The organism is [Flexibacter] sp. ATCC 35103 (genome assembly GCF_001975985.1).
In the GTDB taxonomy this organism is placed as follows: Bacteria; Bacteroidota; Bacteroidia; order Flavobacteriales; family Flavobacteriaceae; genus Flavobacterium.
This window is the reverse complement of record NZ_MTQF01000008.1, coordinates 75,168-90,748: the sequence shown is the minus strand read 5'-3', so window position 1 is coordinate 90,748 and position 15,581 is coordinate 75,168. Positions and strand designations below refer to the sequence as shown.

Sequence of the window (15,581 nt, the reverse complement as noted above, 5' to 3'; positions counted from 1 at the left end):
CCGACAGGTTCTTAAAACCTGTCGGGTTTGAATATTATTTACTTTTCTAGTATTTTATAAAGTATTTTAGGATTTCGACGATTGTCCCAAAATGCGATGATAATCAATTCATGTTGAACTATTTTATAAAAGATGTTATAATGTCCTAATGTAGATGCTCTTATATTTGGGAAGTTTGTTTCTATGTAAATTTCGGGATTATTAACTAAAAATTGAACTCTTTCTTTAATTTCGAAAACTAGTTTTTTCGAAAAAGTTTTTGATTTATTTCTTTTATTCCAGTAAGTTAATATTTTTCTTCTTTGAACAACAGCGCTATTAGTCCAAATTATTTTGATAACCATTCTAAATCTTCTTTATCTAAATCTTCTTGAGAAATAGTTCTTCCGTATTTTATATCTTCTTCGCCTTCTCTTAACATATCTAATTCGTGTTCTTCAAATTGATATACTCCAGACGTATCTGCATTTTTTAATAGGTTTCTAATATTTTCAAGTAAACTTAAATCTTCAATGTTTTTAAGTTTATCAAATATCTCCAGTTTTATCTCTAAAGCTCCCATAATGATTATTTTAATAAATAAAATTCATGTAAATTTAAACAAAAAACCCGATAACTTTTTAAGCTTATCGGGTTTAATATATAATAACATAAGACAAAGTTACTCCACTAATTCCACAAATTTAAAATCACCTTCAACAGCCACTTTTGTCAAACCATGTTTAGATAAGTTTTTCATAGACGCATCCCATTTTTTACCGCTTAAATTCGCAGTAATTTTTAATTGCTGAAGATCCATTTTATTTTCATTTCCTTTCAATAAATCCAGGATAAATTTCTCTTCATCAGACAATTCAATTTGAGCTTGTTTTTTCTCCGGACGCATTTGCGGGAACAATAAAACTTCTTGGATAGAAGCGTTGTTTGTTAAATACATAATCAAACGATCCATTCCAATTCCCATTCCGGATGTTGGCGGCATTCCATATTCAAGAGCTCTTAAGAAATCTTCATCGATAATTCCGTTAGCTTCATCATCACCTTTTTCAGACAAACGCATTTGGTCTTCAAAACGCTCACGCTGATCAATTGGGTCATTTAATTCAGAATAAGCATTTGCTATTTCTTTACCACAAACCATCAATTCAAAACGTTCTGTAAGCTCAGGATTATCACGGTGTTCTTTACATAAAGGAGACATTTCTTTAGGATAATCAGTGATAAAAGTTGGCTGAATATAATTTCCTTCGCATTTAGCGCCAAAAATTTCATCAATCAATTTTCCTTTCCCCATTGTTTTATCCACGTCAATTCCCATTCCTCTGGCTGCTTCAAACAATTCCTCTTCATTTTTTCCTGAGATATCAAAACCAGTAAAATGTTTGATAGAATCCGTCATTGTTACACGTGCATAAGGTGCTTTAAAGTTAATTTGGTGTTCACCAAAAGTAACTTCGCTGGTTCCGTTTACGGCAATTGCACAATGTTCCAGTAAACCTTCGGCAAATTCCATCATCCAGTTGTAGTCTTTATAAGCTACATATATTTCCATTGCAGTAAATTCAGGATTATGCGTTCTGTCCATTCCTTCATTTCTAAAGTTTTTAGAGAACTCATAAACACCCTCAAAACCACCAACAATTAATCTTTTTAAATATAATTCGTTTGCAATACGCATGTAAAGCGGAATGTCAAGCGAATTATGATGCGTGATAAAAGGTCTTGCCGAAGCTCCACCAGGAATTGATTGTAAAACCGGAGTTTCAACTTCAAGATATCCTGCATCGTTAAAATAACCACGCATTGCAGTATACAACTTCGTACGTTTGATAAAGTTTTCTTTAACTTGTGGATTCACCGTTAAATCTACATAACGCATTCTGTAACGTAACTCAGGATCATTAAAAGCATCGTGTATGTTTCCGTCTTCATCAACTTTGGGTAAAGGTAACGGACGCAATGTTTTACTTAAAAAAGTAAATCCGTCCACACGAATACATTGTGCTCCAACTTTTGTAGTAAACAATTCACCTTCAATACCAATAAAGTCACCTAAATCAGTTAGTTTTTTAAATACAGTATTGTATAAAGTTTTGTCATCACCTTCACACAAAACATCGCGATTCACGTACAATTGCAAGCGACCTTCACTATCCTGTAATTCGGCAAAACAAGCTTTCCCCTGATCTCTAACACTCATCAAACGCCCGGCAACAATAACTTTCTTACCTTCCTCAAAAGATTCCTTTATCTGTTTCGAAGTATGATTTACAGGAAAAAGATTAGCCGGATAAGGATTGATTCCTAAGTTGCGTAAGTTTTGAAGTTTTTCTCTTCGGATGATTTCTTGTTCTGATAATGCCATTTTGTGCTCTTTTTTAAGTGTGCAAAGATAAAGAAAAGAATGTAGATTTCAGAATGCAGTTTTTAGATTTTTTGAAGCACAAATTTTAGGTTTTTCAATACCCTTTTGTCCCGCTATCCGCTTGTATCTTTTTTGCCGAAAAAGCAAAAAAGGATACCGCTTCTATCGGGGCTAGAGGAGAAATTTTAGTTTTTAAAAGAGATTTGTGCAGCGTTGTTTAATAGTGTCTAAGGATGACAAGAAAGAGAAAGCAATCATAAGTACAAGCAATAATATGATTAGACAATTCATCAAATAAACGATTCGCCAAATAGAATAGTCTTTGTATCTTTGATAAAAATTAACGATATGAAATTATACAAGTTACTTAGTTTTTCTTTTTTAATAGCAACTCTTGTAAGTTGCACTTTGACCGAAAACATATATGTAAATGATAACGGAACCGGAAAGTTTTCTGTTGATATGGACGGTTCTTCTTTAATGGCAATGGCAGGAGATCAGCTTGGCGATCAAATGGGAGCCGACGCGAAAAAAAATATTGACTCTACTTTTACCTTTAAACAATTATTTGAAGAGAAAAAAGACAGTATCGCAAAATTGTCTCCTGAAACTCAAAAGGAGCTTAAAAAACTGGAAAACTTTGTAGTAAATACCAAGATGAATGCAGAGAATAAAGAGTTTTTAATGACGCTTTCTACTGACTTTAAAAAGGTAAATGAATTACATGATGTTTTGCAATCTTTAAGTGCGCTTCAAAAATTAGAAGGAGCAGGAAGTGCAGCAGCGCCTTTCGGGAATGGTTTAGGAGATAATAATAGTACATTAAGCTATACATATGACGGAAAGAAATTTACGCGTAAAGCTGTAATAGATAAACAAAAATTAGCTGCGAAGGCAAAAGATTCTACAGCAGATATGTCAAAAATGATTTTTGCTTCTTCTACCTATATTATAAAGTACCATTTTCCTAAACGTATCAAAAAAGTGTCTAACCCAAATGCTTTGTTTAGCGACGATCGTAAATCAATTACAATTCAATTCCCTTTTACGGATTATATGGAGAATCCTGACAAACTCAACTTTGATGTAGAGTTTGAAAAATAATAAAATGAATAAAAAAATTCAACTTCGAGATTTAGGAAATAAAGACTATAAATCGACCTGGGAATATCAGGAAGATCTTTTTAAGGATATAGTAGATTTAAAAATCAAAAACAGAAGAGAAGAACTTGATCTGGAAACGCCAAATTATTTGTTGTTTGTAGAACATCCGCATGTTTATACTTTAGGAAAAAGCGGTGATCTTGAAAATCTTTTATTAAACGAAAAACAACTGGAAGCTAAAGGAGCAACTTTCTATAAAATCAATCGTGGCGGAGATATTACCTATCATGGACCTGGGCAAATTGTAGGTTATCCTATTTTAGATTTAGAAAATTTCTTTACGGATATTCATAAATATTTACGTTTTCTGGAGGAATCTATAATTTTGACTTTAGAAGAATATGGCTTGAAATGTGGAAGGAGCGAGGGTGAAACCGGAGTTTGGCTGGATGTAGGAACTCCCTTTGCGCGAAAAATTTGTGCATTAGGTGTACGCGCTTCACGCTGGGTAACCATGCATGGATTTGCCTTAAATGTAAACGTTGATTTAGGATATTTTGATAATATTATTCCGTGTGGAATTCGTGGTAAAGGTGTAACTTCTCTTCAAGTAGAACTTGGTGTAGAAAAAGTTGATGAACAAGAAGTTAAAGACAAAATTGTAAAACACATGACTCAATTGTTTGAAGCTGAGTTTGTCTAAGAATTACTTTTCAAATATAACATAGTATGAAAAATGCTGAAGAAGATAACAATTATAGAATTAACGTTCCTTCAGCATTTGAAAATGTTTTCTCTCACTTTTACTTTGCCGAAAATAAAACGGCACATCCAATAACAAAAACATTATTGCCAAGTTTTCAGACTATTCTGGTTTTTAATTTTGGGTCACGAGCTTTTCTCAAATCTGAACAAAATAATTTTCTGGAAGTAGAAAAGTGTTTGGTTTTAGGACCTATAAAACAAGCTTTCGATTATACTTTAGATCCGGACTCTGAGATTTTGGTGGCCAATTTTAAAGAAGATGCTTTTTATCGATTCTTTGGGAGCGTACTTTTTGATGCTTTACCTATTCATCCTGATGTGTTAATTCAGAAAAATTGTTTTACATCTTTATGGGAAGAGTTAAAAGAAATAGCTAATACACAAGATCAGGTAAATTATATTTTAGAGTTTTGTAAACCTTATTTACGTGAACAAAATACTATAACATCACTTTTAGGCGATTTTAAAGAGGATAATTTAAATCCCATAAAAGCGATTGCTTCAAAAATAAATCAGAGCGAAAGAAATATCCAGCTTAATCAAAAGAAGTTTTTTGGTTACACAATTAAGGAGGCTAGTCGTTATGAAAGATTTTTGAAAGCAGTTGAACTAATTCAAAAAAATACTGTCAGTTCCACAACTACAGATTGGATTACTATAGTTGATCATTGTGGTTATTATGATCAAAGTCAGTTGATACACGACTTTAAATATTATATGAATATTTCGCCAACAAAATTTCTGAAATTCCAAAGTGATATCTGCAGTTCAAAAGCAGATTAGATTTGGTTTTCGTTTTCTTACAATTGTACCCAAACCTTGCTTTCTAAATTTGTCATGTTCAATCTTAAAAAATAAAAACATGAAAAATTTAGTTATTTATGCACACCCAAATTCAGGTAGTTTAAATCATTTCTTCAAACAAACTCTAGTCGAAAATCTTCAGGAATCCGGTCAGGAAATTGTTATTCGTGATTTGAACGAAATCAACTTTAATCCGGTTTTATCTCTGGAAGATATGAACGGACAAAGAATAGGAAAAGTTGCAGATGATGTTAAAATAGAACAGGATTTTATTACATGGGCTGATCGCATTATTTTTATCTATCCAATTTGGTGGACAGGAATGCCGGCTATTATGAAAGGTTATATCGATCGTGTTTTTAGTTACGGATTTGCTTATCGATACGATCAGGGTGTTCAAAAAGGCTTATTAACCGGCAAGAAAACAATTATTATTAATTCTCACGGAAAATCAAATGCAGAATATGAAGCAATCGGCATGGATAAAGCTTTAACGTTAACATCTGATATTGGAATTTTTATTTATTCAGGATTAGAAATTCAGAAACACTTTTATTTTGATAAAGCTGACAGGGCTTCTGCTGAAGATATTTTGAAATGGGAATATGAATTAATCTCAATTTTAAAAGAAAATGAAATGCATGAAAAGCTTTAGAATTCTAGCGAAAGTTGTTCCGGCAAGAGTCTGAAACTCATTCGGTGATATTTTGTAGTTCCGTATTTTTTAATAGCTTCCCGATGTTCTTTGGTAGGATAACCTTTGTTCTGTTTCCAATTATACATCGGGAATTCTTCATGAATTTGATCCATGTATTCATCTCGATAAGTTTTGGCTAAAACAGAAGCTGCGGCAATACTTAAAAATTTTGCATCTCCTTTTATAATGCTTTGATTGGGAATAGATTTTAAAAGCTCAATTTCAGTTGAAGAGAATTGTCTTCCAAAGCTATTTTTCAAACCTAATTTTGCATTTAGAGAACGATTACCATCTACAATAATAAATTCAGGAACGTGATTTAACTTTAAAATACATTCCTGCATTCCTTTCATCGAGGCGTTAAGTATGTTTATTTCGTCTATTTCGTCTGGTAATAAATGAGTAACTGCAAAACATACAGCATGTTGCTCTATAATTGGTTTTAATAATATTCTGGTTTTTTCAGACAATTGTTTACTGTCATTTAAAATCTGATTTTCAAAATCTGCTGGTAAAATTACAGCTGCTGCTGTTACTGGTCCTGCCAGACAACCACGTCCAGCCTCATCGGTTCCGGTTTCCATAACAAATCCGGAAAAGTTTTTTGCAAGCATTTTCTCTTTATTTCTTTTAATTCACAAATATTACAAAATTTCTAAAACAAATTTGAATATTTTTTTAAACAAAAAACTTGTAATTGTCAAAAGTTTAAAAAAGCCATCTATTTTAATGATGTTCATAAAAGAGATTGTGGTTTTTTATGGGGTTGATTGATTTGTTATTGTAGTTGTTAAAAAAATGTTAAGTGTTTGATTTGTTTAAATTTTAAATTATTCTAAATTATAAGGAATATTGCTATTAAAAATGATGAAAATTTGTCATTTTAAGACAGATACTAAAAGATGTTTAATATCTTGCATTAAAATTAAGTTAAAATGATTTGTTATTTTAAGAAAAAATTAAGATGTTTGCCCCATACTAATTCAAAATAAATTAAAATGAAATTAAAATTACAATGGATTTGTACGCTATTAGTAGCGTTGTCTATGCAGTTTTCTTTTGCTCAGGAGAGAACTGTAACTGGAAAGGTATCTGATAAAACAGGTGTCGTTCCGGGAGTAAATGTTGCTGTAAAAGGATCAAAGGCAAATACTCAAACAGATTTTGACGGAAGTTATTCTGTAAAAGCAAAAACAGGAGATGTGTTAGTATTTTCATACGTAGGTATGAATAACAAACAAGTTACTGTTGGTACATCAAACACAGTAAATGTCGAATTGGAGTCTGAGGCTCAATTAATGAATGAGGTTGTTGTTGTTGGGTACGGTGTACAAAAAAGAAAGGAAGTAACCGGTTCCATTTCTAAAATTGCCGGAAAAGACATTGCTAACCTGGTAACTCCAAGTTTCGAGGGTGTTTTGGCTGGTAGAGCAACAGGGGTTCAGGTATTAACTAATACTGGTCTTCTTGGAGCTGCTCCAAAAATCAGAATTAGAGGTGTTGGATCTATTTCTGGAAGTACTGAGCCTTTAATTGTTGTAGATGGTATCCCTATTTATTCAGGTGATATTGGTGGTGTGTCAGCTACAAATGGTTTGGCAGATATCAACCCTGAAGATATTGAATCTTTTGATGTTTTGAAAGATGGTGCTGCAACGGCTATTTATGGTTCAAGAGCTGCAAATGGTGTAATCTTGATTACTACTAAAAGCGGAAAGAAAGGAACTTTAAAAGTATCTTATTCAAGTGTTTTTGGTGTTGCTAGCGCAGCTAAAAAATATGATGTGTTACAAACTCCTGATTTCTTGGTTATTTCTAACGAAAAAAGAACAAATGCAGGACTGTCTCCTTGGGCAGCTGGTAACACCTATAATACAGACTGGCAAAGTGCTGTTTTAAGAAATGCTCCTCAAACTACTCATAATCTTAATTTTAGTGGAGGTTCTGATAAAACAAAATACTATTTGTCTTTAGGAATTACAGATTTAGATGGTATCAATTTATCAAATAGCATGAAAAAATATTCTGTTAGAGCTAATATCGATCAGGATGTAAACAGATGGTTAAGTTTTGGTACAAATTTAAATGTAAACAGAACAGAGTACAATGGATTGAATAGTAGTGCAAGTGGTTTGTCAGGTAATATTTTTAATACTATCAGACAGTTACCAAATACACCAATTTATGATGCTCTTGACCCAACAGGATATAACCTTAATGCAAATAATACTGCTGTTGGTCAATGGGATAACTTAGCTGCTGTAGGAGATGCTATTACAAATATTGTATATGTTCTTGATCATAATAAATATAAATCAACAACAACCAGAATTATCGCTAGTGTATTTGCAAATGCAAAAATTACTTCTGACTTAAGTTATAAATTACAAGTTAGTGCGGATAACGCATCAACTGATGGGTATCAATACTGGAATCCTATTCATGGAGACGGACGTTCATTTAACGGATATGTTTACCAGGAAAACAGAAATCTTTTAAGATGGAACTGGCAAAATATTTTGAACTACAAGCATACTTTTGCTGAAGATCATAACCTTGGTTTAACAGGTGTTGCTGAGTATCAAAAATCACAAGATAAAACATTATGGGGTCAGGGAAGTGATATCATCAGTGATTTCTTCGATAAGAATTTAGTAAGTAATAGTTTTAACACTAAAGATACTGGTGGTGGTATTTTAGAAAAAGGGATTATATCATACTTAGGTCGTGCGACATACAACTATAAAGAGAAATATTTTATTCAGGGATCTCTTAGACGTGACGGAATTTCTCAGTTTGAATCAGATGTTAGATACCATAACTTTCCTGGAGTTTCTGCAGGTTGGACAGTTTCTAAAGAAGGATTCATGGAAGGAATTAGCAGTACAATATCTGATTTGAAATTCAGAGGTTCTTATTCTGAAGTGGGTAACGTTGACGTTTTAAATAGTGCATCTTATCCTTCAAAAGATCTTACAGTTGGTTCTCCATATGCTAGTTCTAATGGTATTGGTTATTATCAATTTGGTAATCCTTTATTACAATGGGAAACTTCTACTAAAATTGATTATGGTGTAGACTTAGGTTTGTTTAACAACCGTTTGACTTTAGCATTTGATTATTATAAAAATGATATTGATAATTTAGTTTTGGCAGCGCCAACTCCTCCTTCTATCGGTATTCCAAATAATACTATCAATCAAAACGTTGGTAAAATGTACAATCAGGGTTATGAGTTTGCTGCTAGTTTTAAAGCAATTAACAATGCAAACTTTTCTTGGGATGTTTCTTCTAACTTAACGCTTACTAAAAACAAAGTTACGGCTTTATATGGCGGACAACCAATCATAGGTGGTTCATCTACAGATACAAATATTGCACCTAACATTATTATCAAAGAAGGAGAATCAATTAACTCTTTATACGGATATAGATATTGGGGTGTTAACAAAACAAATGGTAACCCGGTTTATTACAAAGCTGATGGTAGTTTAGTACAAGGAAATCTTAATACAACAACTTATGCTGTTTATGATCCTGCTGATCCTGCTAATGTAGCAAAAACAGCTTCTTTAGGAACTGCTGATAAAACTATTTTAGGAAATACTTTACCAACATATTATGGATCATTTACATCTACAATGAAATACAAAAATCTTGATTTTGGTTTTATGGTTAGATTCAGTGGAGGAAACAAAATTTTTAACTCTACAAGAAGAGAGTTAATGAACCAAAACTTTAATAATAACGGAACTGAAATTTTAGGAAGATGGCAAAGTGTTGATAATCCTGGAGACGGATGGACGCCAAGATTATATGCAAGTTCAAATACATTTACAAACCTTTCAGGAAGTGCAACTACTCGTTTTGTTGAGAAAGGTGATTTTATCTCTCTTGATAATATTAGTTTAGGTTACACGTTGCCAAAAATGTTAATGGATAAAATTGGTGTTGATACTTTTAGACTTTTTGTTCAGGGACAAAATATCTGGTTGATTTCAAACTATAAAGGTATAAACCCTGAAATGGAAACATCTGGAGTAGATGTTAATGGTACACCACGTGCTAAAGTGATATCAGTTGGATTAAATGTAAGTTTATAATAAAGACATATGAAAAATATAATAAAAACAATTCTACTTTCTGTAGTTGTACTCGGGATGAGCTCATGTACAGAAGAAAAAATATTGGATTTAAAACCAGTAAACAATATTCTAAGTCCTGATGCTTTTAAAACGCCTACGTTAATTTCTACCTACATGAACGGTGTTTATAATGCTGCAGCTATCGGGCAATATAATGCTGCACCAACGAGCCCTAATGGTGGTAGAGGTTATGTTTGGGGAGCTGCGTTTGTAGAACAAGGTGAAACAAGAGGTGAAGATGTTGTAAATATGCAAACTTTTTACGAGTTAACATACAGAGGAACTTATGATCCAACAACGGCTAATAATGTTTACTACTGGGTTGATGGATACAGATTAATCAACAGATGTAATATCATGATCGAAGGATCAACAGATGCTGTTGCTAAGGGCATAATTACTCAGGCTGTAGCAAATGATTACATTGGACAATGTAAGTTTTTAAGAGCGATCACGCATTTAGAATTACTTACTTATTTTGCAAGACCATATTTTTTCACTCCTGGTGCTACTCATCCAGGTATTCCTTACAGAGAAGTTGGGGTTAATACAAGTGAAGAAATTGCAACAGAATCAGTGAAACCAAGAAATACAGTTGCTGAAGTTTATGCAAAAGTTTTAACAGACTTAAACGATGCAGAAACTTTAATTACAACAGGTAACTCAGCTACTTTTACATCTAGAGTTGTAGGTAGAGCTTCTAAGTGGGCTGCAATTGCATTTAAAACAAGACTTTATCTTCAAAAGAGAGATTGGGCAAATGTAATAGTTGAAGGAAATAAATTAACTGCAGCTTTTGCAATTACTGCTGATCCTTATGCTCCGTTTCAGAATACTACAAGTCCTGCACCTAGTAACTCAGAATCTATTTTTTCTATTCAGCATTCTGCTATATCTAATCCTGGTTCAAATGCTGCATTAGCTAGCATATTAAAAGACAGGGCTTTAGTTTGTATTAGTCCAATTCTTTGGAGAGATTCTAAGTGGTTAGCTGATGATAAACGAAGAGAAAATGGAAAGTTTATTTATACTGCTCCTACTACAGGGATTAAATATTCTAATAAATATACAGATATTACTAACAGAACAGATGCTGCTCCGGTTATCAGATATGCTGAGGTAGTATTGAATATGGCTGAAGCTCAGGCTCGTTTGTCTAATCCAACAGCTGCTTTGACTTTGTTAAACTCTGTAAGAAACAGATCTTTGGCTATTCCGGCTACTCAAGCTTACACTGCTGCTTCTTTTGCTTCAGATGCTGCTTTAGTTGAGGCTATTCTTAAAGAAAGAAGAATAGAATTTTTACAAGAAGGACGTAGATGGACAGATATTCATAGATTACAAGGTGATCCAATAGCATCTATTGCTGATGCTAATAAGGGAGTCCCTGCAAAATTTGCTAATGGTGCACCAGCTGCTGCTGCATATGTACTAGGAAATAGTTTTGTTGTTACTACTTCTATTGCTCCTATAGCATATGAAAGCTTTAAGTTCTTATGGCCAATACCACAAATCGAATTGAACACTAATCCAGGTTTAGGACAAAATCCAGACTGGTAGGATAAAATAAATATTTTGATTTTTTTGAAAGCCCTCAACCACTTTTCTGGTTGGGGGTTTTTGCTTGAATAAAATTGTTTTGAAAAACCTCTCAATAACAATGATTTGTTTTTTTATACGTTTTTATCTTTTACCTTTGCTTGACAAATTTTATCGAAATAATTACATATAAAGCCATCAAATGAGAATATTCGTTTTTCTATATCTATTAGTTGTACCAACTTTATTGTTTTCTCAGGAAAAAACTACTTCTAAAAATAGTTTAGATATGAATACTAAATATTCAAGTATTACAGATACTGTAAAAAAGAAAAAAGATAAAATTGCGACAATAGATCAATATCAGATTATTACTCTGGAACATGATACAACATATGTAGATACTTCTTTAACATTAAAAAGTGCATACAAACAAAATCACCTTCGAAAAGACGATTTTGGACTTTTGCCTTTTTCAAATATTGGGCAGACTTTTAATACTTTGCAATACAGTAGGACTAATTTTTCTCCATATCCTGAAATTGGTTTTGGTGGTAAACATTTTAATTATTTAGAGGCTGATCAAATTAATTATTATTCAGTAGCAACTCCATTAACAGAATTATTCTTTAATACAACAATAAACAAAGGTCAAAACGTAGATTCATTTATTACATTAAATACGTCTAAAAACCTTAATTTTTCTATTGCTTACAAAGGTTTGCGTTCAGAGGGAGATTACATCAATCAATTAGTTAGTGCGGGAAATTTCAGGTTTACAACGAGTTATTTTACAACTGACAGAAGATACGCGATCAATGCGCATTATACGTATCAGGATATTTCGAATGAAGAAAATGGCGGAATAACAACACCTTCGGATTTTGAAAGTGATAATAAAGATTATAAAAACCGTCAGAGATTACAAGTCTATCTTACAGATGCAAAGTCATTTTTAAAAGGAAAACGTTTGTTTTTTGATCATGCTTTTAGAATAAATCCAACTGATGGCAATAATAATTTATACGTAAACCATCAATTTAATTACGAGAATAAATTTTTCGAATACAATCAGGCAACTGTACTCTCAACTGTTGGTACAACGCCGGTACAACGTTTTGGCGAATCCTATCTTACTAATGGTATAAATGATCAGACCCATTATGAAAGACTGTATAATAAGGTAGGAGTTGCTTATGAAAATTCTCTTTTAGGGAAATTCAATTTTTTTGTAGATGATTACAGATCTAATTATGAATACGGAAGAATTATAGTAAAAGATAATGGAAAAACCGTTATTCCTGATAATTTATTTCTTCAGATCAATAATGTAGGCGGACAATACGAATATCAGAAAAACAAATGGAATGGACGTTTTTTATATTCAAGATCAATTACAAATCAGTCATTGTCTAATTTAGATGCTAAATTAAAATATGATTGGAACGAGAAAATTCAATTTGATTTTAGATATCGTAACATCAATAAATTACCTAATAATAACTACAATTTATATCAAAGTAGTTATGTAGAATATAACTGGTCTAATAATTTTAAAAATGAAAAGATTAATTCTCTTAGTGCCAGTGTTAATACGCCTTGGTTAAATGGAGAAGTTCAATATACGGTACTAAAAGATCATTTATATTTTGCTGATGTTTCATCGCCGGCACAAATTGCCGCTAATACACAAATTATAAATCCTGCCCAGTACGGAAATGCCATTAACTACTTAGAAATAAAAGCAAGTCGTGAATTTAAATTTGGTCGTTTTGCATTAGATAATACATTATTGTATCAAAAAGTAGATCAGTCAGATTTGATTTTAAATGTACCGGATTTTGTAACCAGAAATACATTTTACTACTCAGGTCATTTTTTTAAGAAAGCATTGTTTATGCAAACTGGAGTTATTTTTAATTATTTTACAAAATATTACGGAAATGATTACAATCCGGTTGTAGGAGAATTTTTTGTTCAAAAAAACAAAGAAATTGGTGGTTATCCATTATTTGATCTTTTTGTAAATGCAAGAATTCGTCAAACTCGATTTTATTTTAAAGCAGAACATATAAATGCTCTTTTTTCTAAAAGCGACTATTATGCAGCGCCTAATAATCCTTATCGTGATTTTGTTATCCGATTTGGTTTAGTTTGGAATTTCTTCCAATAAAAACAGGGCCTTAATTATATTAAAAACCAAACATTAAAATTAAATAGAAATGGACTTTTCAAATAACATTTTAGAAACAATTGGTAATACACCATTGGTAAAACTCAACAAAATTGTTGCTGAAATTGACGCGTTAGTATTGGCAAAAGTCGAAACTTTTAATCCTGGAAATTCTGTAAAAGACAGAATGGCTGTAAAGATGATTGAAGATGCAGAGGCAGATGGCCGTTTACAACCCGGAGGAACTATTATTGAAGGTACTTCTGGAAATACCGGAATGGGATTAGCGCTTGTGGCTATCATTAAAGGGTATAAATTAATCTGTGTAATCTCAGATAAACAGTCTAAAGAAAAAATGGATATTTTGCGTGCTGTAGGAGCTAAAGTAGTTGTTTGTCCTACTGACGTTGAACCAACAGATCCACGTTCTTATTATTCTGTGTCAAAACGATTAGCTACTGAAACACCTAATTCGTGGTATGTAAATCAGTACGATAATATGTCAAATTCTTTGGCACATTACGAGCAAACCGGACCAGAAATCTGGAAACAAACAGATGGAAAAATTACTCATTTTGTAGTTGGAGTAGGAACTGGTGGAACTATTTCCGGAGTTGGAAAATACTTAAAAGAAAAAAATCCAAATATTAAAATTTGGGGAATCGATACTTACGGATCCGTTTTTAAAAAATACCACGAAACGGGTATTTTTGATGAAAACGAAATCTACTCTTATATAACAGAAGGAATTGGAGAAGATATTTTACCTAAAAATGTTGATTTTTCTTTAATCGACGGATTCACAAAGGTAACAGATAAAGATGCTGCTGTTTATACCAGAAAAATTGCTCTTGAAGAAGCTATTTTTGTTGGGAACTCTGCCGGTGCTTGTATAAAAGGTTTGCTGCAGCTAAAAGAGCATTTTAAACCAGAAGATGTAGTTGTAGTATTATTTCATGATTCAGGAAGTCGTTATGTGGGTAAAATGTTTAATGATGACTGGATGCGTGAACGTGGTTTTTTAGAAGAAAATATTACAAAGGCCGAAGATGTTATTAAAGATCATATCGATAAAGAATTAATCGTTGTTCGTACAGAGGAATTAGTGTCGCACGCAATTGAGCGTATGCGTAAATACAAAATTTCGCAAATTCCTGTTGTAGACATCAATGGATTTGTTGGTTCTGTAGATGAGACCGATTTGTTTAGAAGTTATGTTGCGGATAAGAACGTAGCCGAAAAACCAATTAAAGAAGTAATGGGTAAACCTTTCCCAATTGTAAAAATGGGAACTCCTATTGAAGAGGTTTCTAAATTATTTACCAAAGAGAATGATGCTGTTTTAGTGGATCTTGGAAATGGTAATCATCATATTATTACTAAATATGATATTATTGGATCAATAAAATAAGATAGCTTTTAATAATTTTACAAAATCCATAAGTCTAATTCTAGTGATTAGGTTTATGGATTTTTAGCTTAATATATTCGAAAATGAATTTTACTGCAATAGATTTTGAAACTGCAACAGGGCACCATCCATGCTCGGTTGGAATCGTTACTGTAGAGAACGGAATAATTATAGATGAATATGTTACTTTGATTAAACCTCCAAATAATATATATAATCCATTTACTATTCGCGTTCATGGAATTTATCCAAAGGATACCATCAATGCAAAATCATTTGTACAGGTTTATCCTGAAATTGAAAAAAGATTAAAAAACAGAGTAATTGTAGCGCATAACGAAAGTTTTGATCGAAATGTTTTAACCAAATCAATGGCACTTTATGGCTTGAATTATGAAGATTTAAATATAGCCGAAAAGTGGGAATGTACCGTTAAGATATACAAGGCAAAAGGATTTAAGCCAACGAAATTAAGTGATTGTTGCCGGGAAATGAAAATTCAGTTAAACCACCACGAAGCATTATCTGATGCACGAGCTTGTGCTAAATTATTTATGTTGAGATAATAAAAAATAATT

13 protein-coding genes are annotated in these 15,581 nt (G+C 32.3%); 9 read left to right on the top strand and 4 right to left on the bottom strand.

Features of this window, described 5'->3' with window-relative positions; all coding sequences use genetic code 11:
• Positions 1-38: 38 nt before the first annotated feature.
• The 3 genes from BXU01_RS17710 to lysS form a co-directional block, all read right to left on the bottom strand.
• Positions 39-344, bottom strand: coding sequence for a type II toxin-antitoxin system RelE/ParE family toxin (locus tag BXU01_RS17710; protein ID WP_083694400.1), 306 nt, complete (start codon positions 342-344; stop codon positions 39-41).
• Entirely contained in the window at positions 329-562 is a 234-nt protein-coding gene (locus tag BXU01_RS17705; protein ID WP_083694399.1) for a hypothetical protein, read from the bottom strand. The genes BXU01_RS17710 and BXU01_RS17705 overlap by 16 nt, the downstream gene beginning before the upstream one ends.
• Before the next feature lie 99 nt (positions 563-661).
• The gene (gene lysS / locus BXU01_RS17700) at positions 662-2,365 is read right to left on the bottom strand and encodes a lysine--tRNA ligase (RefSeq protein ID WP_083694398.1); all 1,704 of its coding nucleotides are present in this window, start codon (positions 2,363-2,365) and stop codon (positions 662-664) included.
• 348 nt (positions 2,366-2,713) lie between these two features.
• Here lysS and BXU01_RS17695 point away from each other — a divergent pair, with 348 nt between their 5' ends.
• The 4 genes from BXU01_RS17695 to BXU01_RS17680 all read left to right on the top strand — a co-directional run bounded on the left by BXU01_RS17695 (position 2,714) and on the right by BXU01_RS17680 (position 5,693).
• On the top strand, positions 2,714-3,469 hold the full coding sequence (locus BXU01_RS17695) for a hypothetical protein (protein ID WP_083694397.1): 756 nt from the start codon (positions 2,714-2,716) through the stop codon (positions 3,467-3,469).
• Positions 3,470-3,473: 4 nt separating this feature from the next.
• Positions 3,474-4,172, top strand: a complete 699-nt coding sequence (lipB, locus tag BXU01_RS17690; RefSeq protein ID WP_083694495.1) for a lipoyl(octanoyl) transferase LipB — start codon at positions 3,474-3,476, stop codon at positions 4,170-4,172.
• Between the two features lie 26 nt (positions 4,173-4,198).
• Positions 4,199-5,017: an AraC family transcriptional regulator gene (locus tag BXU01_RS17685; protein WP_083694396.1), complete on the top strand. Its 819-nt coding sequence runs from the start codon at positions 4,199-4,201 to the stop codon at positions 5,015-5,017.
• A 79-nt stretch (positions 5,018-5,096) separates the two neighbouring features.
• Positions 5,097-5,693: an NAD(P)H-dependent oxidoreductase gene (locus BXU01_RS17680; RefSeq protein ID WP_083694395.1), complete on the top strand. Its 597-nt coding sequence runs from the start codon at positions 5,097-5,099 to the stop codon at positions 5,691-5,693.
• Here the strand turns inward: BXU01_RS17680 and BXU01_RS17675 are convergent.
• Complete coding sequence (locus BXU01_RS17675; RefSeq protein WP_083694394.1) at positions 5,690-6,349, bottom strand: ribonuclease HII; 660 nt, start codon at positions 6,347-6,349, stop codon at positions 5,690-5,692. The genes BXU01_RS17680 and BXU01_RS17675 overlap by 4 nt on opposite strands.
• A 384-nt stretch (positions 6,350-6,733) precedes the next feature.
• Between BXU01_RS17675 and BXU01_RS17670 the strand changes: the two genes are divergently transcribed.
• The 5 genes from BXU01_RS17670 to BXU01_RS17650 all read left to right on the top strand — a co-directional run bounded on the left by BXU01_RS17670 (position 6,734) and on the right by BXU01_RS17650 (position 15,569).
• The gene (locus tag BXU01_RS17670; RefSeq protein ID WP_083694393.1) at positions 6,734-9,838 is read left to right on the top strand and encodes a TonB-dependent receptor; all 3,105 of its coding nucleotides are present in this window, start codon (positions 6,734-6,736) and stop codon (positions 9,836-9,838) included.
• A gap of 9 nt (positions 9,839-9,847) precedes the next feature.
• Complete coding sequence (locus tag BXU01_RS17665; protein ID WP_083694392.1) at positions 9,848-11,440, top strand: RagB/SusD family nutrient uptake outer membrane protein; 1,593 nt, start codon at positions 9,848-9,850, stop codon at positions 11,438-11,440.
• Between the two features lie 181 nt (positions 11,441-11,621).
• Entirely contained in the window at positions 11,622-13,592 is a 1,971-nt protein-coding gene (locus tag BXU01_RS17660) for a putative porin (protein WP_083694391.1), read from the top strand.
• A 49-nt stretch (positions 13,593-13,641) separates the two neighbouring features.
• Positions 13,642-15,003 carry a pyridoxal-phosphate dependent enzyme gene (locus tag BXU01_RS17655; RefSeq protein ID WP_056245741.1) on the top strand — a complete coding sequence of 454 codons (1,362 nt, stop codon included), beginning with the start codon at positions 13,642-13,644 and terminating at the stop codon, positions 15,001-15,003.
• Positions 15,004-15,086: 83 nt separating this feature from the next.
• Complete coding sequence (locus BXU01_RS17650; protein WP_083694390.1) at positions 15,087-15,569, top strand: 3'-5' exonuclease; 483 nt, start codon at positions 15,087-15,089, stop codon at positions 15,567-15,569.
• The last annotated feature ends 12 nt before the right edge of the window (positions 15,570-15,581 follow it).